At 38.0% G+C, this 21,177-nt stretch carries 21 protein-coding genes and 1 rRNA gene; 7 read left to right on the forward strand and 15 right to left on the reverse strand.

What is annotated here, in order from left to right; genetic code table 11:
* A 16S ribosomal RNA gene (locus J7E66_RS04135) occupies window positions 1–97 on the reverse strand; the annotation flags it as partial.
* 269 nt (window positions 98–366) lie between these two features.
* Window positions 367–1,242, reverse strand: a complete 876-nt coding sequence (locus tag J7E66_RS04140) for a nucleotidyltransferase-like protein (protein ID WP_214998165.1) — start codon at window positions 1,240–1,242, stop codon at window positions 367–369.
* Window positions 1,243–1,395: 153 nt separating this feature from the next.
* On the opposite strand from J7E66_RS04140, the gene J7E66_RS04145 reads away from it, so the two are divergent.
* Entirely contained in the window at window positions 1,396–1,740 is a 345-nt protein-coding gene (locus J7E66_RS04145; RefSeq protein ID WP_214998166.1) for a YgzB family protein, read from the forward strand.
* A gap of 112 nt (window positions 1,741–1,852) precedes the next feature.
* Here J7E66_RS04145 and perR read toward each other — a convergent pair whose 3' ends face one another.
* The 6 genes from perR to J7E66_RS04175 all read right to left on the reverse strand — a co-directional run bounded on the left by perR (window position 1,853) and on the right by J7E66_RS04175 (window position 6,275).
* Window positions 1,853–2,290 (reverse strand): peroxide-responsive transcriptional repressor PerR, encoded by a 438-nt coding sequence (perR, locus tag J7E66_RS04150; protein WP_168242311.1) that lies wholly within the window; start codon window positions 2,288–2,290, stop codon window positions 1,853–1,855.
* 377 nt (window positions 2,291–2,667) lie between these two features.
* The gene (bcp, locus tag J7E66_RS04155) at window positions 2,668–3,138 is read right to left on the reverse strand and encodes a thioredoxin-dependent thiol peroxidase (protein WP_214998167.1); all 471 of its coding nucleotides are present in this window, start codon (window positions 3,136–3,138) and stop codon (window positions 2,668–2,670) included.
* Between the two features lie 84 nt (window positions 3,139–3,222).
* Window positions 3,223–3,615, reverse strand: coding sequence for an ion channel (locus J7E66_RS04160; RefSeq protein ID WP_214998168.1), 393 nt, complete (start codon window positions 3,613–3,615; stop codon window positions 3,223–3,225).
* A gap of 71 nt (window positions 3,616–3,686) precedes the next feature.
* Window positions 3,687–4,472 carry an ABC transporter permease gene (locus J7E66_RS04165; RefSeq protein WP_098929927.1) on the reverse strand — a complete coding sequence of 262 codons (786 nt, stop codon included), beginning with the start codon at window positions 4,470–4,472 and terminating at the stop codon, window positions 3,687–3,689.
* Between the two features lie 3 nt (window positions 4,473–4,475).
* Window positions 4,476–5,267: an ABC transporter permease gene (locus tag J7E66_RS04170; protein ID WP_214998169.1), complete on the reverse strand. Its 792-nt coding sequence runs from the start codon at window positions 5,265–5,267 to the stop codon at window positions 4,476–4,478.
* Window positions 5,268–6,275 (reverse strand): ABC transporter ATP-binding protein, encoded by a 1,008-nt coding sequence (locus tag J7E66_RS04175; RefSeq protein WP_214998170.1) that lies wholly within the window; start codon window positions 6,273–6,275, stop codon window positions 5,268–5,270.
* Between the two features lie 160 nt (window positions 6,276–6,435).
* Between J7E66_RS04175 and J7E66_RS04180 the strand changes: the two genes are divergently transcribed.
* From J7E66_RS04180 to J7E66_RS04190, 3 genes are all read left to right on the forward strand, one after another.
* The gene (locus tag J7E66_RS04180) at window positions 6,436–7,731 is read left to right on the forward strand and encodes a glutamate-1-semialdehyde 2,1-aminomutase (RefSeq protein ID WP_214998171.1); all 1,296 of its coding nucleotides are present in this window, start codon (window positions 6,436–6,438) and stop codon (window positions 7,729–7,731) included.
* A 321-nt stretch (window positions 7,732–8,052) separates the two neighbouring features.
* Entirely contained in the window at window positions 8,053–12,522 is a 4,470-nt protein-coding gene (locus tag J7E66_RS04185) for a glutamate synthase-related protein (RefSeq protein WP_214998172.1), read from the forward strand.
* Between the two features lie 229 nt (window positions 12,523–12,751).
* Complete coding sequence (locus J7E66_RS04190) at window positions 12,752–13,825, forward strand: FUSC family protein (protein ID WP_214998173.1); 1,074 nt, start codon at window positions 12,752–12,754, stop codon at window positions 13,823–13,825.
* Window positions 13,826–13,839: 14 nt separating this feature from the next.
* On the opposite strand, the gene J7E66_RS04195 is transcribed toward J7E66_RS04190, so the two are convergent.
* The 5 genes from J7E66_RS04195 to fabL form a co-directional block, all read right to left on the reverse strand.
* Window positions 13,840–15,606 carry an ABC transporter ATP-binding protein gene (locus tag J7E66_RS04195; RefSeq protein WP_214998174.1) on the reverse strand — a complete coding sequence of 589 codons (1,767 nt, stop codon included), beginning with the start codon at window positions 15,604–15,606 and terminating at the stop codon, window positions 13,840–13,842.
* 86 nt (window positions 15,607–15,692) lie between these two features.
* Window positions 15,693–16,223: a nucleoside tri-diphosphate phosphatase gene (ntdP, locus tag J7E66_RS04200; RefSeq protein ID WP_088085870.1), complete on the reverse strand. Its 531-nt coding sequence runs from the start codon at window positions 16,221–16,223 to the stop codon at window positions 15,693–15,695.
* Window positions 16,224–16,426: 203 nt separating this feature from the next.
* The gene (locus tag J7E66_RS04205; protein WP_214717005.1) at window positions 16,427–16,684 is read right to left on the reverse strand and encodes a YgaB family protein; all 258 of its coding nucleotides are present in this window, start codon (window positions 16,682–16,684) and stop codon (window positions 16,427–16,429) included.
* Window positions 16,685–16,833: 149 nt separating this feature from the next.
* Window positions 16,834–17,160, reverse strand: a complete 327-nt coding sequence (locus J7E66_RS04210; protein ID WP_214998175.1) for a gamma-type small acid-soluble spore protein — start codon at window positions 17,158–17,160, stop codon at window positions 16,834–16,836.
* A gap of 75 nt (window positions 17,161–17,235) precedes the next feature.
* A complete protein-coding gene (fabL, locus tag J7E66_RS04215; protein ID WP_214998176.1) occupies window positions 17,236–17,985 on the reverse strand; it encodes an enoyl-[acyl-carrier-protein] reductase FabL in 750 nt (249 codons plus the stop codon).
* Window positions 17,986–18,099: 114 nt separating this feature from the next.
* On the opposite strand from fabL, the gene J7E66_RS04220 reads away from it, so the two are divergent.
* Window positions 18,100–18,324: a hypothetical protein gene (locus J7E66_RS04220; protein WP_168242299.1), complete on the forward strand. Its 225-nt coding sequence runs from the start codon at window positions 18,100–18,102 to the stop codon at window positions 18,322–18,324.
* Window positions 18,325–18,350: 26 nt separating this feature from the next.
* On the opposite strand, the gene mutY is transcribed toward J7E66_RS04220, so the two are convergent.
* Entirely contained in the window at window positions 18,351–19,451 is a 1,101-nt protein-coding gene (gene mutY / locus J7E66_RS04225; RefSeq protein ID WP_214998177.1) for an A/G-specific adenine glycosylase, read from the reverse strand.
* A 125-nt stretch (window positions 19,452–19,576) separates the two neighbouring features.
* Here mutY and J7E66_RS04230 point away from each other — a divergent pair, with 125 nt between their 5' ends.
* Window positions 19,577–20,557, forward strand: a complete 981-nt coding sequence (locus tag J7E66_RS04230) for a metal-dependent hydrolase (RefSeq protein WP_214998178.1) — start codon at window positions 19,577–19,579, stop codon at window positions 20,555–20,557.
* Between the two features lie 27 nt (window positions 20,558–20,584).
* Here the strand turns inward: J7E66_RS04230 and J7E66_RS04235 are convergent, their stop codons facing one another.
* Window positions 20,585–20,854 carry a YfhJ family protein gene (locus J7E66_RS04235; protein ID WP_214998179.1) on the reverse strand — a complete coding sequence of 90 codons (270 nt, stop codon included), beginning with the start codon at window positions 20,852–20,854 and terminating at the stop codon, window positions 20,585–20,587.
* 127 nt (window positions 20,855–20,981) lie between these two features.
* Here J7E66_RS04235 and J7E66_RS04240 point away from each other — a divergent pair, with 127 nt between their 5' ends.
* Window positions 20,982–21,158: a small, acid-soluble spore protein K gene (locus J7E66_RS04240; RefSeq protein ID WP_066070009.1), complete on the forward strand. Its 177-nt coding sequence runs from the start codon at window positions 20,982–20,984 to the stop codon at window positions 21,156–21,158.
* Window positions 21,159–21,177 lie beyond the last annotated feature (19 nt).

Below are 21,177 nucleotides of genomic sequence, written 5' to 3' on the forward strand. Positions count from 1 at the left end.
TAACCAACAGGAGCAAGCTCCTATTGATTCGCTCGACTTGCATGTATTAGGCACGCCGCCAGCGTTCGTCCTGAGCCAGGATCAAACTCTCCAAGAAAGTTGATTAGCTCATTTTGTTACGTTGGCTTAGTTTCTTAATTGAAACTAAAAATTTTTGTTTGTTTGCACGATTTTGTTTGTTTAGTTTTCAAAGATCAATTTCTCATTCGCTCGTAAGCGACTTTATTAATATAACACAAAGCATTTGAAAGTGTCAATAACTTTTTTAAAACCGTCACTTACGAAAACATCATTTAGTTTGTTTCTCAGCGACGGTTATTAATATACCAAGTAACAACGAAAAGGTCAATAGGTTTTATTGTCTTTTTAAGATAATTTTTTATTGAGTTGATAACCTCTATGAAAAACCCCTTGGCCCTTCGTTTCAATATTAACTACTTCTATCAAATGTTTATCAATTAAATATTCAAGAAGCACACCCAAATCGACTGAGTATGGGAGCAACTCTTCTTCACTCATAATTTCATTAAACATCCAAATTTCCTTACGACTAAGAATATCTAACAAATGGACTGTCCCAATATTTGTTCTCGAATGGATCATGAACTCGCTGGCAAGGAACAGCAGCTCAAGTCTTTTCTCAAGCGTTTCTTCGCTATAGACAAGTTCTTCGTATAGTTTAAAAATTTCTGGTTCAATCTGTTTTACTTGATTCCAAACAGTCAGTTCTGGATGGAGTCCATTTTCTAATATGGCTAACCTGGCAAGATGGTGCAGCGAATGGACAACATAGTTGTATGCATCTAAAAACTGATGACCTTCAAACAAAGCTTTTCCATCCACATATCGCCGAATCAATTTAGCAAATTCTAAACCCATTTTTATTTTGCGTCCGTTAAAAGGAAATTCTCGCAATTCCGTTTTTAAATTGGCTACGTATTCGTTTCGATCAAAAATGATTTTTGCCTCATGAAGCCATTCAAATATTTTCCGATTCGATCCTAATAATATCCACTCTTGCAACTGCGCTTCTGTGATGATATGCATTGCTGCCTTTTTATCGTAGTAAGTATAGTGCTTAATGAATAGCGGCTGATCCGCTTCTTTGACAAGAACTAAGAGAATTTCATCAAATGAATCTGTTATGTGGCTTAACTTTTGTTTTTTTTGTACCATTAATACTCCAAGGGTATTTAATTGGCTCGCCCTTTCTTGATAAATAGGCCGAAGGATGTCTTCCATCTTCATTCCTCCATTTTTTTTCAGGTAGCAATATAAGTTCGACAAGGAAAACAAATCTCCTTCTTTATCCAAAGACAAATTTCGACATTCTTCTACGTAGACTTTTCTTTTCTATTTATAAATATGGTATAGTTTTCTCTAGGAGGGAGTTACATGGCAAAATATTCGAGTAAAATAAATAAAATTCGTACCTTTGCATTATCGTTAATTTTCATTGGTTTCATTGTTATGTATGGTGGTATCTTTTTTCGATCTTCACCACTTATTATGACCATTTTTATGATTTTAGGCCTTCTTTTTATTATTGCCAGTACTATTGTTTATTTTTGGATTGGAATGCTTTCTACAAAATCCATCCAAGTAAAATGTCCAAGCTGCGGTAAGCATACTAAAATGCTTGGTAGAGTGGATATGTGTATGTATTGTCGTGAGCCATTAACCCTTGACCCTAATTTAATAGGCAAGGAATTCGATGAGTCCTATAATAAAAAATCCTAAAAATAAAAAGAGGAAGAAGTAAACCAATCTGCAGAATAGCTGCCATGGATTACTTCTTCCTCTTTTATTTACAGCAAAAGACTGATTTTTCTAAAATCAGCCGCAATCCTATTTAATGCACTTCTTTACTTGCGCACTCTGGGCAAGTACCGTAAATTTCCATACGATGATTCTCGACTTTAAAGCCGGTCACATGCGATGCTAAGTGCTCCACTTCATCTAGGCCCGGATAAAGGAAGTCAACAATTTTCCCACACTTCTCACATATCACATGATAATGATGGGATGTTACAAAATCAAAACGGCTGGAGGCATCTCCAAAAGTTAATTCCTTCACTAGACCCACTTCACGAAATACTCGTAAATTATTGTAAACTGTCGCCACACTCATATTAGGGAATTTTCCCTCTAGAGCTTTATAAATATCATCTGCGGTAGGATGTGACATCGAGTTTATTAAATATTCAAGTATCGCATGACGCTGCGGAGTAATCCGTACACCTGTTTCTTTCAAGGTATCCAACGCTTCTTTTAACTGATTCATCGCCATGCACCTTCTTTCTAAAAAGTATTCTTAGATTGTAATTGTTATAATTAATTTTACTAAGTAATTTGTACTTTTGTCAATATTGTTATCTCATTAACGGGAAATGTTATTTCCTATTTCCATGTTTGTTTGTATTTTATGATAAATATTATCAATTATTTCTTTCCCTTGGAAATTTTATTAAATGACTCACCGCAAACCCAAGCATAGAACTTATTTCATGATAAATCCTATATTCCTTTTTATTTCCATAAAAAAATGGGCCACTATGGACCCAAAGTTTATCTGAGGAGGTATGCCCTAATAAAATGATATTCAATCTAACGTTTCTTGCATTGGACAAATGCCTTTTCTGCGCAAAATAGGCTTCAGAAAGCAGATCAGCTTAACTGGTCTCGTATGTATGATAAAGCCTCTTCTACATGACCTTTAACTTTGACTTTTCTCCATTCTTTGACGAGTTTGCCTTCCTTATCAATAATAAAAGTAGATCTTTCTATACCCATGTATTCTTTCCCAAAGTTTTTCTTTAACTTCCAAACTCCAAATGCTTCCGCTAAAAGATGTTCCGTATCTGCAAGTAGCAAAAATGGCAACCCATATTTCTCTACAAATTTCTGATGGCGGTCAACCGGATCCGGACTAACTCCCAAAACTACGGCATTTACCTCAGTAAATTGTTGAATTTGATCCCGAAAATCACATGCTTCGGTTGTACAGCCCGGAGTCATGTCTTTTGGATAAAAATAAATAACAACATTTGTACCCCGAAATTTTGAAAGATTTACTGTTTCGCCATTATTGGCTTCTAACTCAAAATTCGGTACCTGTATTCCGATTTCAACAGTCATCCCTACCACTCCCATTGTAAATTATTCCGTATCATTAGCGTAGCAAAATCCCGGCTGACAAAACAACTATCCTGCATCTCTAACTTACTTTTCCCGATCAAAAACAACGCGGGCAACAAATGCAGCAGGTAGTGTATAACCGATCAACGCCTCTGTAACGGTAAGGATTCTTCCTATCCCATGTGGAATGACATCGCCATTCCCAACTGAAAATAAGGTCATTGCACTAAAGTAAAAGCTTGTTTCAAAAATATTTTTGTTTTGATTATTTACCTCTATCAATAATGACATTCCGATTAACTCAAAAAGCAAATAAATAAGACCAAAACCAATAATGACAGTCAAATACACAGAACCTAAATACAAAAAATTATCAATTGATACCAATTTACCTTTTACGGTATTTGGAATAAAAAGCGTCCTTAAACTCATAAAGATGCAAAAGATGACGATTGGAAGCAAGAAAAAAAACACCACAGACCACCTCTAATTTAACATCTGGTATTTAATTTCTATGCACGCTTGACCAATAAAATATCAAATTCTAGTTAATTGCCCGCACCTCGGTATTTTTTTACCCCTTGATTCCAAAGCATTACGGAAAGTACGAAAAAAACAACTCCCATCACAGGTGTTAAAAACGAATACCAAAACCATTCTTTTTTTCCAAGGAAAAAGGCAGCAGGATAAACACCAACAAAGGCAAATGGCATCACCCATGTTAGTACAAAACGAATTAGTTTATTATAGATATTAACTGGGTACCTGCCATAGTTGCTAATATTGTACATCATCGGCATAAGAGATGTACGCGCATCTGCCCAAAAGCTAATGCAGGCGATCATGATGAAAACTCCACCATAAACCAATGCCCCACCGAGGACAAAAACAATAAACAAGATTGGATCGAACCAATGGACTTCCAGTCCCAACCGACTCCCCGCGTAAAACATGACAGCAAGTCCTGTTAATGCCCCTAACAATGATTCCAATTCAATTCGTTCAAGAATTATTTGAAAGAGACTGTGTATCGGTCTAGTTAAGATACGGTCCAGTTCTCCCTTTACGATATAGCGCTCATTAAAATCCCAAATGTTAAAGAAGGCAGAAAAGACTGCGGAAGGTACTAGAAAAAATCCATAGATAAATATGATTTCATCCCTGTTCCAGCCATTTAACAAATTGGTATGTCCAAAGACGACCAATATGAAAATAAGGTTTATTGCTTGTGATAGTAAATCAGAGAAAAACTCTACAAAAATATCTGCTCGATATTGAAGTCTCGTTTTTAAATATTGAGATATATATTGAAAAAACATAGATATATAAAACAACTCTTACCCCCCTTGAATAATCAGTTGTTTCTTCGCCAAAATCCAAAGAATTTGGATTGGAAAAAATAATATGATTACCCAAACAAATTGTTGAGAAATTGCTTCTAGTGCCTGGGTATGGGAAAAACCTTTAGTAACAATCATACTAGGAAAATAACTGATTCCTTGAAAAGGAAGAAACTTCATCACATCCTGTGCCCAGCCTGGAAAAAAACTAATCGGCAGTAGCAGCCCTGAAAATAAATCAATAACGACACGTTTTGCCCGAATTAGCCCAGAGTTATTATATAAGAAGAAAGTAGTGATCCCAGTTAATAAATTCAGTTCCGTATTAATAAAAAAACTTAACAGGATTGAGAGCGCAAACAATCCCCAGACACTTGGATCCCAGGTGAATTTAATAGGAAAGACGAAGTAAACAATGATCATTCCCGGTGCAGAAAAAAAGAATAACCTGAAAATCCCTTCCCCCAGACCTTGCATCGTCTTCATACCAAGATAATTATAGGGCCTGATTAATTCAATAGCCACTTTACCTTCCATAATTTCTAATGCCATTTCACGATCAAGATTGTTGAAGTAAAATGCTCGCGCCATCCAGGAGACCGCTACATATGTGGTCATCTGAGTGACAGATAAACCAACAATATGTTCCTTAGAACCATAAATCGCCGACCATAAAAAATAATAGGCCCCAATGTTAATGCTATAGATTAGAATTCCTGTGTAATAATTGGTACGGTATGCAAGCATCATTAAAAAGCGGATTCTAATCATTTCAAGGTATTTCTCCACTTATACTGCACCCTTTTCATAAATATTTCGAATGATTTCTTCTGTAGATGTTTCGTTTATTTTAATATCTTTAATTTTAAATGCAGCTACTACTTTGGCAATTACTTGTGAAATAAGTTCATCATTATCATCAAGTGTGGCGGTAAAGATTTGCTTTTTTTCGTCAAGGTCCCACTTAACAGGCATTCCGCTGGTGAGATTTTGCACGGCAGAAATTCCAACCTTCTCTAGAAACTGAAACTGAAGTTCTTTTCCTTCGCCCCATTTCTCCTGGAGATTCTTTAGCGCACCATCATAAATAACCTTACCTTCATCGAGCATAATCACCCGCTCGCATAATGCCTCAATATCGGTTAAATCGTGGGTGGTTAAGAGGATTGTCGTTTGATATTTCTCATTGATTTCTTTTAAAAAATCACGAATCTTCAACTTAACGAGTACATCTAAGCCAATCGTCGGTTCATCCAAAAACAATAGTGGCGGATTATGAATCAACGCAGCCGCAAGCTCACACCGCATTCTTTGGCCAAGAGATAATTTGCGCACAGGCTTATCTAAGAGCGGCTCGATATCTAATGTTTGTATCACATGATTCATGTGGCTGTTATACTCTGCATCTGATACCTTATACACCTTTTTCAAAAGGCGAAAGGATTCTTGAACAGCAATATCCCACCATAATTGCGAACGCTGTCCGAAAACAACTCCAATGGTTTGAACAAATCGTTCCCGTTCTTTATGAGGATTCATGCCATTAACGATGATTTGTCCAGAAGTAGGCGTTAAAATTCCTGTAAGCATTTTAATCGTAGTTGATTTCCCGGCACCGTTTTCACCGATATAACCGACCATTTCACCCTTTTTCACTGTAAAATTAATATCATTTACAGCCGGAACAACTTTATAATTTCTTGTTAGTAAGTCCCGAAACGCCCCTTTTAAACCTGTCCTGCTGGAATATGACTTAAACTCTTTTCGTAAATTTTTGACTTCAATCACATTTTTCATTTTTTCCTCCCGAAACAATGCCCTAAAGAATTAGTTTAGCCAATTGAGGTTGATAAAACAACAATCAAGCACCCCATTAATTTTCGCAAAAGTGAAAACAGATTAAGTGGGAGAAGAAAAGTGATAAAATAGGTAAGAAGCAATTTAAGGAGGAAAAAAAATGAAATTTATTAATTCAGAAAGATTACATAATGAAGCACTTGAACACATTGTTGGTGGAGTTAATAGCCCCTCTCGTTCTTATAAAGCTGTTGGCGGAGGTGCTCCGGTTGTAATGGAGCGCGCACAAGGTGCTTACTTTTGGGATGTCGACGGCAATCAGTATATCGATTATCTCGCAGCATATGGACCCATTATTACCGGTCATGCCCACCCACATATCACAGAGGCAATCAAACGTGCGGCAGAAAGCGGCGTCCTTTATGGTACACCAACACCCCATGAAGTGAAATTTGCGAAAATGTTAAAAGAAGCAATTCCTTCTATGGAAAAAGTTCGTTTCGTAAACTCAGGAACGGAAGGCGTGATGACAACGATCCGAGTTGCTCGTGCCTACACTGGCAGAGATAAAATCATTAAATTTGCAGGCTGTTATCACGGTCATTCAGACCTCGTCCTTGTTGCAGCAGGCTCGGGGCCATCTACATTAGGCACTCCAGATTCTGCGGGTGTTCCGAAAAGTATTGCGCAAGAAGTGATAACGGTACCTTTCAATGATATCGAACCATTTAAAGAGGCAATTGCTAAATGGGGCGACCAAATTGCAGCAGTATTAGTGGAACCCATTGTCGGTAACTTTGGGATTGTAGAACCAAAGCCAGGTTTCCTGCAGGAAGTTAATGAGATTACTCATGCAGCAGGCGCACTTGTGATTTATGATGAAGTCATCACGGCCTTCCGCTTTATGTACGGCGGTGCTCAAGATTTATTAGGTATCCAGCCAGATCTAACCGTGTTAGGTAAAATCATTGGCGGTGGTCTTCCTATTGGTGCCTACGGTGGCCGAAAAGAAATTATGGAAACCGTTGCACCGCTCGGACCAGCCTACCAGGCAGGGACAATGGCAGGGAATCCCGCTTCCATCCTTTCAGGTATCGCCTGTCTAGAGGTTTTAAAACAAGAAGGAATATATGACTATTTAGACCGTTTAGGTGCGATGCTTGAAGAAGGAATTTTAGAGGCAGCTAAGGAAAATAATATTCAAATTACCATTAATCGTTTGAAGGGTGCGTTAACTGTTTATTTTACAAATGAAAAAATCGAAAACTATGTACAAGCTGAAAACACAAACGGTGAAACATTTGCAAAGTTCTTTAAACATATGCTCCATCAAGGAATAAACCTTGCTCCATCCAAATATGAAGCATGGTTCTTGACAATCGCTCATACTGAAGCAGATGTTGAAGCAACTCTACATGCGGTAGGAAATGCATTTTTCTCACTTAACAACGAATAAATATGCACATTTTATGCACAAAAGGGAGTGGAAATCACTACCTTTTTTTTATAAAATCATCTTGAAAACGTTTACAATAAGATGTTCCCTCATTTATCCTATACCTTTTAACCACTATTTTCTTATCCAAATTACTGCATATTTATTTGATTTCTGAAAATTCTTATGATACTATTATATTATTATTTTTAGATATACTTTTTAACTTTATACCTCGTTAAAGTAACAACCGAAAACTAACTACAAACACTATATTCTCAAACTTTAAGTTTCATAGGAGGTGAAAGAGGCCTTAGCAGATATCTGCTAAAGCCTAATAAGATGACACAAAAATGGACCCCTTCGCTTTTCAAAGATTTCCATAAACAAGAACACGATGCCTGCGGGATTGTCGCGTGCCTTGAAAAAACTAAGAGCCCAACTAGAAAAAATATATTTGATTGTATAGACGCTCTTGTGACAATGAATCATCGCGCAGGTTTTATTAACGGTGAAGGCGATGGCGTTGGCATTCATACCGATATCCCTGTCGAGCTTTGGAAAGAAAAATTGCTTCAGGCTGGCCAGGAACCATCACTAGCTGAAAAAGAAGAATTTGCTGTTGGTCATGTTTTCATTAGTCAAAAGGTAAACTGGGAAACTACTAAACAAGAATTAATTAAGAAGTTGGAAAAATACGACTTTGATTTAGTTTATGAAACTGATAAGGTTACGGACACTTCTGCACTTGGTCCCATTGCTATTCAGGAAAACCCTGTTTTTTGGCAATTTGCCTGTCTTTCCACAAAAAAAGGGCAGGAATTATCAAAATCCCTTTTCGATGCATTAGTTGATTTAGAAACAAACGAGCATGTCCATGTGGCTTCACTAAGTCAGAACCATGTTGTTTATAAGGTAATGGGGGCTGGGGATATTCTTCCACGTTACTATTATGACCTTGCGAATCCACTTGTTGCTTCAACCATGACACTCGGACATAATCGCTATTCTACGAATACACTTTCAAGCTTTTTCCGGGTACAGCCGTTTAGTGTTCTCGGGCATAATGGGGAGATTAATACCATTGCAAAGCTTCGTGATGAAGCAAAAATGATTGGTGTACCGCTTGTCAAAGATGGCAGTGACTCCCAAGATTTAAGCCGTACAATGGAAACATTAATTTGCCGTGAAGGATTTTCATTATTTGAAGCAATGGATGTTTTATTCCCGCCAATTATCAATGAAATTAAGGCATATCCTGAAAATCTCCAAGATCTATATACCTATTTAAGGGAAGCATGGGGACACTTTGCCCAAGGACCTGCAGGTATTATTTCTAGATTTGGAGATGAAGCAGTATTTAGTGTGGATGCTCTTGGCCTTCGTCCGCTTTGGATGCTTGAAATTGATAGTTCTTATCTGTTTTCTTCAGAACCAGGAATCATTTCTTCGAGCGAATATACGAACGATCCGAAGCCTTTAGCACCAGGTGAAAAGGTTGGCTTTAAATGGAACGGTGAAACGTTAGAAGTATATGAACAAGCTCGTTTTCAGAATGAGGTCTATACTCGTTTCTCTGATAAGTTAAATTTCAATGAATCGAGAACGCGTTTGCTGCCACCAGCTTTAGGTAAAACAGTAACAATGAATTATCCTGACAAAATCCATAATGGACAATATAAAGCTTTTGGCTGGGAAAGAGATCATATCCAATTAATCGAACAAATGGCAGAAAAAGGTGTGGAACCCATTCGTTCACTTGGCCATGATGCCCCACTTGCTGCGCTTAACCCAGAGCGTAAAAATATTGCCGATTATTTTAAAGAAAGTGTTGCCGTTGTAACGAATCCTGCTATTGATAGAGACCGTGAAACAGAACACTTTTCCACACGTGTAATTATTGGTAAGCGTCCAACCTTATTCAATAAAGAAAATAGTGAAACTGTAATCGAACTAACAACTCCTCTATTATTGGAAGGAAAAGCTGGCTACAGCCTATCTGAAAGTTTAGATCAGCCAAGTTTTGATCAAGTTGTCCACCATTTTCAGGAACAAAAGTTAGTAACCTTTATATCTACTACCTTCAAAAAAGAAGAAAAGTTAGAGCTTGCATTAGAAAGACTTGCAAATGAAGCAGTTCAAGCAGTTCAGGCTGGAAAAACATTACTTGTTCTTGATGATGCAAAAGCACACCAAGAAGATTCCTATTGGATTGATCCGCACTTAGTAACATCTGCGATTGATCAAGCACTAGTTAAGGCAGAAATAAGAAGGGATTGTTCTTTAGTTCTACGTTCTGGAGCTATACGATCACTTCATGACATTATCACTGCTTTTGGATTAGGGGCAGATTTAATTAGCCCATATTACATGTTCTTAACGGTTCAAGACGAGACAACTAAGCCTTTAACCAATCTATATAGTGCTTTGACAAAAGGATTAGAAAAAGTAATTTCAACAATAGGCATTCACGAACTGAGAGGTTACGGCCGCCTTTTCTCAAGTATTGGATTACATGAGGAAATCGCTAGCCTAATAAACATCGTTAACTTTTTTGGCTCGAAGGAACTTGAAACTGATTTTGAAGCCATGAAGATGGATGCTTTGTCTAGAGCAGAAGATTACCATAATGAAAAGGAAAGAGTCGGAAAGACTTTCCATCTCTTCCCACGTATTTGGAAAGCCATTGGTGAAGTGGCTGCTACTGGTGACTACAGTAGTTATCGTGATAAAATCTCCGAACAAGAAACGGAGAATCCAACAACGATTCGCCATTTAGTTCAACTTAAAAAGAGTCATAAATCTCTCTCACCTGATGAGGTTAATCTTCGTGTTGGGGACCATGATTTACCGTTTCTTATTTCTTCGATGTCATTTGGTTCTCAGAACGAAACAGCATTCAGAGCTTATGCTGAAGGAGCAGACCGGTTAAACATGATCAGCCTAAATGGTGAAGGCGGAGAAATCAAAGATATGCTTGGCAAATATCCAAAAACAAGAGGTCAGCAGATTGCCTCTGGAAGATTTGGCGTAAATGCTGAACTACTTAACTCTTCGAATCTATTAGAAATCAAAATTGGGCAAGGAGCTAAGCCAGGTGAAGGCGGTCACTTACCAGGTTCAAAGGTAACTGCGAAGGTTGCAGAAGCACGTAATGCAACACTTGGTTCTGATTTGATCTCACCATCAAACAACCATGATATCTACTCAATTGAAGATTTAGCACAAATGATTCTTGAATTAAAAACGGCAAACGATCAAGCAAAAATTGCTGTTAAGGTTCCAGTTGTACCGAATATCGGAACGATTGCTGTCGGTATTGCCAAAGCTGGTGCAGACATTATCACCTTGAGCGGCTTCGATGGCGGTACTGGTGCTGCCAGAATACATGCCCTTCAGCATGTTGGTTTACCAGTAGAAATTGGTGTAAAAGCAGCACATAATGCCCTACTTGAAAGCGGCCTTCGCCATAAAGTAGAAATCTGGGCTGATGGTGGTATGAAAAGTGCCATGGACGTTATGAAGATCATGCTTCTTGGTGCAAACCGAGTTGGTTTCGGTACGCTTTCAATGCTGGCAATTGGATGTACGACTTGCCGTGGTTGCCATTTAGATACTTGTCATGTTGGTATCGCGACACAAATTGAATCAGAAGCACAAGCGAAGGATCATGGCTTACGACGTTTTGTTCCACGCCAATTAGATTTAGCAGTGCAGGGAATTATGAATCTCTTCACAGCAATTGGGACAGAGTTAAAGACAATTGCAGCATCGGTTGGTATTCGCAATTTACAGGATGCTGTTGGACGTTCTGATTTATTAGAGCAAATGAAAGGCCAAGGCCAGCTGAGCCTCTCCTATTTGTTAAAGCCGCTAGAAATTAGCCAATTTGCAAAAACAGAAGCATCTAAATCAATTGAAGAAGTTCAAATGCAGGTTGCAGTGGGTGCAGAGTATCTTGATGGCAGTGTCGATCAGTTACACTCATCTCGCGAATTTGTAAGTGTCACTTCTGAACAACGTGTGCTAGGAAGCCGTGTTTCATGTCATCGTGTTCGTGGAAGACTTGATGGTTCATACAAGCAACTTCCATCCGTACAACTTAAATATAAGGGTGGTTCCATTCCTGGAAATGGTTTAGGTGCTTATAATAGTGAAGGAATTGACATCACTGTGAATGGCGGAGGTCAGGACGGTGTCGGAAAGACTTCTTTTGGTGGAAATATCTATATCCTAAAATCCAAGGGTAAAGATGGCAATTATTACAACGGTTCCGTCGGAAAAGGGTTTGGATATGGTGCTCAAAAAGGTCTTCTTGTTGCACAAGGAAATGCCGATGCACGTGCAGGGATTAGACTTTCAGGTGCTGACCTAATTATTGGCGGTGCTGTTAAGAAGCCACTTCCAGAAAAAGAAGCAGGTAACATTGGTTCAAATGCTAATATTAAAGGTTTTGCCTTTGAATACATGACTAATGGCCGCGGCCTTGTACTGGGAGACCCAGGACCATGGATTTGTGCAGGAATGACGGGCGGGGTTATCTATATTCGCCAGCAGCCTGAGATGGGATTAACGAAAGAAGCCCTTCAAAGAAGGATTGCAAAAGGAGCTAAGGTTTCAGTTGTTGATCTAAACGAAAAAGGCAAACAGGATATTAACGAGCTATTAACCAAGTATACTGACTTGCTTGATCAGAATGGTCAGGCTGACGAAGCTAATCAACTTCGTGTACTTTTAACTGATCTTGAAAATCAATTTGTGCAGGTTCTTCCTGTCAAAGAACAAGCAGATCCAGCTGTATCAACAGAATGATCAAGAATACTAATAGTAACGTCCGCTGCTCTAGCGGGCGTTTTTTAATATGACATTTTCCTGTAAAAAATGAAATATAAATTCATATTATTTCTCTTGATAATATATGATAATCAATGTATAGTAACTTATTGCTGATTGAAAAAGCGCCAGTTCTGTTTTCGATGTAAAACTGTTACCTGGGGCTGCCATAAACTATATATTTATTTTTGAAAGGAAACTATTTGGAATGAAGTTAGGTGCCCGCATCTTAAAAACGGGAATTGCCATTGTGTTATCCCTTTACTTAGGTCAGTTATTACATTCACCCTCACCGGTATTCGCCGGCATTGCTGCCATATTTGCGATACAACCGACCATTTATCGCTCCTATTTAACAATCATTGAACAAATTCAAGGAAATATCATTGGTGCTTTACTTGCAGTGGTTTTTGTACTTCTGTTAGGCAATCATATTATTGTCATTGGCTTGGCTGCTATTATTGTGATTGGCATTAATTTAAAGCTTAAACTCGAAAATACGATTGGTTTATCACTTGTTACGTTAATATCCATAATGGAAACACCAGGTGGCGATTTCATACCATTTGCCGGGATCCGTTTTTCTACCATCATGATTGGAGTCTTTTCTGCATTTTTAGTCAATCTAGTATTTATGCCGCCAAAGTATGAAAATAAACTTTATTTTAGAATGACGAGCACAACGGAAGAAATTATTAGATGGATCCGTTTAAGCACCCGGCATGACTTCGATCATAATCTTCTCAAAACAGATATTGATAAATTAAAAGAGAATATTATTCAAATGGGCCAGTTCTACAGTATGTACAAAGAAGAACGCAGTTATTTTAAGAAAAATAGTCTGGAAAAATCACGTAAGCTTGTTATTTATCGGCAAATGCATTCTGCAGCAAAAAAGGCACTTGATACTTTAAAAAGACTTCATCGTTTTGAGAATGAATTATTACACCTTCCAGAAAAATTTCAACAATCGATACAGGAACAATTAGACTGCCTAATTTACCATCATGAACAGCTTATGCTTAGATTTATTGGTAAAATTCCAAACCCTCCTGCCAATTCTGAAAATACGATCTGCTTAAATAAAAAGGAATTATTTGATTTATTTTTACTCCATCAACAAGAAATTACCGACCATGATAATCCACTTCATTATCATACCATGCAAATTGTTGCTTCGATTATTGATTACGGTGAACAGGTAGAACATCTTGATACACTGATTACAAGCTTCCATTCGTATCATCATAATGAAGTCTCGATCGACGAAGAAAATATATAAAAAACCGAAGCAAATTACTCTGCTTCGGTTTCTTTTTGTTCTAACTGCTGCACTTGAAAAAGTTTGTAATAATTTCCTTTCCTCTCCATCAACTCGTCATGTGTTCCGACTTCTACAATTTGACCATGTTCAATCAGGACAATTCGATTTGCGTGAGTAATCGTTGACAATCGGTGTGCAACAATAAAGGTAGTCCTATCCTTGGCTAACTCCTTGAGTGATTCTTGTATAGCATGCTCACTCTCTAAATCTAGTGCAGAGGTTGCTTCGTCAAGAATTAAGATAGGTGGGTTTTTCAAAAAGACACGGGCAATCGCAACTCGTTGTTTCTGACCTCCAGAAAGCTTAACCCCTCGTTCGCCTACCTTGGTGTTATACCCTTCTGAGAGATTTAAGATAAACTCATCGGCATTGGCCGCTTTTGCAGCCATGTATACCTCTTCAGCGGAAGCACCTGGTTTTCCTAATAAAATATTATCCATAACCGATTCACTAAATAAGATATTATCCTGAAAAACCACACCAATTTTATCTCTCAGAGTTTGAACCTTAAATTGACGGATGTCTACCCCGTCTAAGGTGATGCTTCCTTCGGTCACGTCGTAAAAACGGGGAATCAGACTAACAAGTGTGGACTTCCCGCCGCCGCTCATTCCTACGAGCGCTATCGTTTCTCCCCTTTTTACATCTAAAGTAATATTTGTCAAAACCATTTCCTCTTTTTTATCATAAGAAAAATAAACATTCTTAAACGAAATGTCCCCGTGTACCTCGCTGCATTCTCTCGCATTAGGTTTATCCACGATATCATACTTTTCATCCAAAAATTCAAATACCCGATCCATAGATGCAAACGATTGAGTAATTGTGGTGGAAGAATTAACTAGTCTTCTTAATGGATTGTAAAGCTTATCAATATAGGCAAAAAACGCAACCATTGTCCCAAGTGATAGTTGACCTTGAATGACGAGGTAAGCAGAATAGCCAATGACTATTAATGGGGCAATATCCGTAATCGTATTAACAGCCGAATAGGCTTTCGCATTCCAGCTTGTATGCTGTAATGCCTTTTCTAAGAAGTTTTTATTCTGCTTATCAAATTGGCCTTGTTCATAGTCTTCGATCGCAAAGCTCTTGATTACGGGCATCCCTTGCACCCGCTCATGTAAATAGGCCTGGACTTCGGCTAGGGCCTGTGAACGCGAACGTGTCAATATCCGTAAATTCCCAAAGAAAAATCTAATCGAGAAGGCGTAGAGTGGAAACAGCAAAATCGAAACAAACGTCAGCTTAACATTCATAAAAAACATAAGAATAATTGCAATAATAATTGTGGCTATATCCAGCCAAAGGTTCATTAATCCTGAAATGACAAATGTCTTCGTTTGCTCAACATCATTGATGACTCGTGATATAATTTCTCCAGCACGGGTATTTGAAAAATACCTAAAGCTTAACTTTTGGATATGTGTGTACATCGTATCCCGAATATCATATAATATTTTACTGGACGTCCACTGGGCAAAATATTGCCGATAATATTCGATTGGCGGCCTCACGATGACAAAGATTACTATCATTACGCCCATAATGAACATCAGTTTATCCATTTTTTCACCGTGGGATAGGGTAGGACTTCCAACAATGTCATCGACAACATATTTAATCAGCATCGGAATCATTAGTGGAATGGAAAATTTGATTACTCCAATGATAATTGTCCCAATTACTTGCAAACGGTATGGTTTTACAAATTGAAGATACCTGCGAATACTGCTCAAGTTGGTCCTCCTTTCGGAATCTTCTTTAATAAGCAAATAAAAACCTGTTGATCAAATCAACAGGCGCATATAATTCTAATTGCCATCTAACGTCTGTATGTTAAATATCGTTCGTACCAGATATCGATAAAATCTGGTGCAAAAGGGCCATTCCGCTGCCGAATCCATTGAATCAACTTGTCAACATTCCTTTTTAGGATTTGATCGATAGGAGCTGGATAATTCATTTCCCGGCGATGACGTTCATACTCATCCTCGTCTAATAAATTAAAGGTCATATCAGGAAACACCTTTATATCAAGGTCATAATCAATATACTTTAGTGCTTCGCCATCAAAGATAAATGGTGAACTGATATTACAGTAATAATAGATACCATCCTCACGTATCATTCCAATCACATTGAACCAATATTGTGAATGAAAATAACATATAGCTGGTTCTCTTGTTATCCAGGTCCTGCCATCTGATTCTGTCACAAGTGTTCGGTCATTGCCTCCAATCACCAAATTTTGTGTCCCTTTTAAAACGGTTGTTTCTTCCCAGACGCGATGGATGTGCCCATTGTGCTTATAACTATGTATTTGCATTGGTTCACCTTCGATGGGTACGCCCATGTTTCTCCCCTACCTTCATTCCTGAACGCTTTGTAACCTATTCTTAACAATATATAAATAAATAATGACAAAAGGCAACAAAGTACAATTCCTATTTTCTATTATTATAACGGTTGGGAACAGATTTTAAAACAAAAGAGCCATATTTCGATGGCTCTTTGTAAAAATTTGCGAATTTTTTTAGATATTTTTGGTTTTTTCACCTAAAAAGATGCTGTTAGGTTCATTTCCCGATAGGAATTAATTACCTCTTCTGTCTGCTTTTCAAAAATGGTCTGGATCTCTTTCAACTCTTTTTTCTTCAGTCGGATATCAGCTTGAACACTTTCAAGGTCTGTAGCATCCTGCAATGTTTGTAGTTCTTCTTCGATTTGTTGACAACGTTCAAGTTCTCCTTGAAGGTATAGCAATTTTTCCATCGTCACCATTTGATCGGAAACTAATCGGTTAAAATGATCCATTTCCCTCACCGCCTTATTAGTTGTATCTAATATGTATTCTCGAACAGGCCTTATTCTCCTTTGACAAAATATGTAACCTTAAGAGAAGTTTTGTCGAAACAGAAAGAAGACACTCTATACGAATCTAGAGTGCCTTCTGCATACTATTATTAGCTTTGACCAAATTGGCCATTACCTTGGTTTTTACGAGCTTGAGATTGTTGGTTTTGTTGTCTTACTTCTTGAGCATCTGTTTGGCTTGCAAATTCAGTTCCGAATTGGCCTGAAGAGCCTTGGGAACCTTGTCCTGAAGCAGATTGAGACTTTTGAGCCGATTGTTGGTTTTGTTGTCTTACTTCAGCAGCATTTGTCTCACTCGCGAATTCAGTTCCGAATTGGCCTTGAGATCCAGATTGAGATTGAGCGTTTTGTTGTCTTACTTCCTGGATGTTAGTTCCAGCTGAAGTTTTGTTTGGCTGTTGATTGAAGTTTGCCATTGATATCACCTCCACGAATATAATGTAACCATGCTTCGTGGAGATTATCCTCAAAAAATATTATTTAAAAATAATTTAAACAAGTAATGAAATTCCACCATCAATGATGATAGTCTGTCCCCTGATCATGCTTGAATCATCAGATAAAAGGAACATTACACAGTTAACCATGTCATCAATTTCGACCATTCTTCCAGCAGGAGTCTTTTCTTTTGCTTCTTGAAGAAGCTCTTCACGGTTTGGAAAATGTTTTAATGCTTCGGTATCGACAGCACCGCCTGAGACTGCATTTACGACAATATTCTTCGGTGCTAGCTCAACTGCCAAATATCTTGTCAGAGCCTCAAGTGCTGCTTTAGAGACCCCTACAACCGTGTAATTTTCTAAATAACGGATGGAACCGAGAGAACTGATGCTGACAATTTTCCCCCCGCCATTTCTTTCCATTAATTTTGCTGCTTCCTGTGCACAGAATAACAAGGCTTTACTATTGATGTTTAAGGTCCAATCCCAGTGGGATTCTTCTAATTCCATGACTGGACGCTGAACTCCTGATGCTGCATTATTGACAAACACATCCAGGCGGCCAAATTCTGCCTCAATTTGCACGAACATCTCTTTAATTTTAGCAACATCGCCAACATTTGCTTTTACAATTAATACCTTTCTCCCTAATGCCTCAATTTGCTCGGCAGTCTCTATGGCACCCTTTTTACTTCTTGCATAATTAATAACGATATCATATCCTGCTGCAGCTAATCGAAGTGCAGTGGCCTTGCCGATTCCTCTGCTGCTTCCGGTAATAAGTGCTACTTTCTGAGTCATCTAACTATTCCCTTCTATATTCAAGTATTGTTATCATTTTAACTTTTCCAGGAATAGAAGACAATTATTATAAAACACTAAGGAATAAATAACTTATGAAAGGAAGTAGAAAATATGTATGTTGGTCGGGATATGACAGAGCTTTCAATGATGGCTAAATCTGATTGGGAAAACAGTGAACTTGCTTTTTTTCATCACTCATTTCAGCAAATTACTCCATATTTAAATAGCGAAGGACAAACGATTCACCGCGAGATTATTGAAGAAATTGAGAATCGCGGCGGAATCAATCGACAAGAAGCAGATTATACACATGGTACAAAAACGGTATATGAATGAAAATGAACGCCGCTTAAATACGGCGTTCATTCCATCTGGTGTTCATGAAAAATCTTGAGCATTTTTTGGGAGGATACAGGGAAAGCAAATTCTTTCATTTCTTCGAATGAAACAAGTTTCCATTCTTCATTTTCTTGAAAGACTGAATTTAAGGTTCCTGAATAGACCTTAATATTCCACACTAAGTGGGAAAAAGTATGTTCCAGCTGACCGATAATTTTTTCAAATTTTACTTTTAAATCAAGTGAATGGTGAAATAGGTCCGCTACCTGCTCCCGTTCATTTAGTAAGGGGTGATGGATCTCAACATTGGGGAATTCCCATAAATTTGCGAGCAGTCCAGTAGCCGGCCTCTTGTGGATTAATACCTTACCATTTCCATCCAAAAGGATAGCAGCAGCAAGTTGAACGTTTCGTGTCTTGGTTTTTTTAGTTTTTATCGGAAGTTCATTTTGAACTCCCTCATCAAAAGCTTGGCAATGTTCTCGAACTGGACATAATAAACATGAAGGAGAAGTGGGTGTACAAATTAACGCTCCCAATTCCATTAACGCTTGGTTGAAAGAGGAAGGGTCTTCATGTGAAATTAACTGTCGCACTGCTTTTTCAAAAATTTTCCGCGAAGATGATTTGGCAATGTCATCCCAGATGGAAAGGACTCTCGAAATGACCCTCATCACATTTCCATCCACAGCCGGCTCTGGAATCCCATAAGCAATACTTAATATCGCACCAGCTGTATATGGCCCCACCCCTTTTAGTCCAGCTATCTCTTCTGGGGTGTTTGGAACCTCTCCGTCATATTTCTCGCTTACCTCCTTTACAGCTGATTGCAAATTTCGAACCCTTGAATAATATCCCAGCCCTTCCCAGGCCTTTAGCACTTTATCCTCCTCTGCCTCGGCTAGGTCTTCAATCGTGGGAAACCATTCAATAAAGCGGTTAAAATAGGGGATTACTGTATCTACTCTTGTTTGTTGGAGCATTATTTCTGAGACCCATATTTTGTATGGATCTTGGTCTTTTCGCCACGGCAAGTCCCGTTGTTCTCGTTTAAACCAGGATATTAAATCATTTTGAAAAACAGATATGTTGATTTTTTCTATATTCTTTAGTTCAATTATCATAACTTTTGTTCCTCCAGATGTTGTTAACATGTATGAAAAAAGGCAATATAATAAGTAGTATATTTGTTTTACGATAATTCAATTTGTTTAGTTTTACAAGAACTATATTGAAGGAGGATTCCCTTTTGGATACAGGAACTCATGTTGTCATGGGTATTGCTCTTGGTGGTCTTGCTACGCTTGATCCCGCAGTAATTAGCAGCCACGCGACCACGACGAGTGTTTTAATTGCAACTATTGCTGGGTCGCAAATACCTGATATAGATACCGTTTTGAAGCTAAGAAATAATGCCATATACATTCGAAATCATCGCGGGATTACCCACTCCATCCCTGCTGTAATATTGTGGCCACTCGTCCTGTTAGCCGTAATCTATCCGTTTTTTCCTGATGCCAATCTTTTTCATTTATGGGCTTGGACATTTGCAGCTGTTTTTATCCATGTATTTGTTGATATATTTAACGCTTACGGTACGCAGGCTCTAAGACCTTTTTCTACAAAATGGGTCGCTCTAGGCGTTATAAATACGTTTGACCCGATTATCTTTGGGTTCCATATCATTGGAATCGTTATTTGGGTATTAGGAGCAAATCCAGGTTATACCTTTTTGATAATGTATGCAGTCATTATAGCTTACTATCTTGCTCGTTTTAGGGCGAAAAAAAGGGTATTGGTTGAGGTAAAAAGAATAATTCCCGATGCAACAGAAATAATTATTGCACCAACCATGAGGTTTCATCAATGGAGAATTGCTGCCATGAACAAGAAACAATTTTTTGTGGGAAAAGCAGTAAATAAAAAAGTTGAAATCTTAGACCATTTTAATCGAATACCCGTTCCGAAAACACCCGTAATCGAGGCAGCAAAAAAGGATAAAAACCTTTCAGCATTTTTATCCTTTTCACCAGTTTATCGATGGGAAGTCGATGAATTTATTGATTTTTACGAAGTTCGCTTCATTGATTTACGCTATCGGAGCAATGGACACTATCCGTTTGTGGCCGTTGTTCAATTAGATTGTAACTTAAATCCAATTAGCTCCTATACGGGTTGGGTGTTTAGTGAAAAGAAATTACGAAAGAAATTAAGTATAATTCCAAGTTAAAAAGCGGTGACTTTGTCACTCGCTTTTTTAATTTAAACTATCCTTTTCCTGATTTAAATAATCCTTGTATTTTGGGTTTGTTGCTGCAAATTCATGCAGTTTATCACCGTAGTTTTCTATCCATTGTTTGACAATTCTTTCTGCTACTTCACTGCCCATATATTCCCTGCCTGCTTTTGCATAAGTGGTTTCAAAATCATCCCAAAGAAGTTCAACCCAGGTTCGTGCCTGGTTATAGGAAAGTTGATCGTTTTTAGCTAATAGCAGTTTTGTTAATCCTTCATGATAATCGTTCATTCATCCACCTCATTGCCAATTTCTTTTAACATAACCTATTTTAAAAAAGCAGATACTATCTTTACGTGGTAAGCATTGAGAATGCTTTGCTTTTCACGTGTTCTCATTCCCTTAATGGAGGTACAGCATGAGAAATAAAGCAACGAATTTCCCAAATCAAAATAATAACAAGCTCGAGGGAGAACCAAGAGCAAAAGCAGAATACGCTTCAACAAGAGCAGATGGCACGATAAATACCCATCCACAGGAGCGGATGCGTGCTTCTGGAGAGCGCGATGATGAGTCGCCACAGGTTTATAAATAAACCTTCCTATCTGTAAAAA

This window comes from Bacillus sp. ISL-7 (assembly GCF_018613065.1).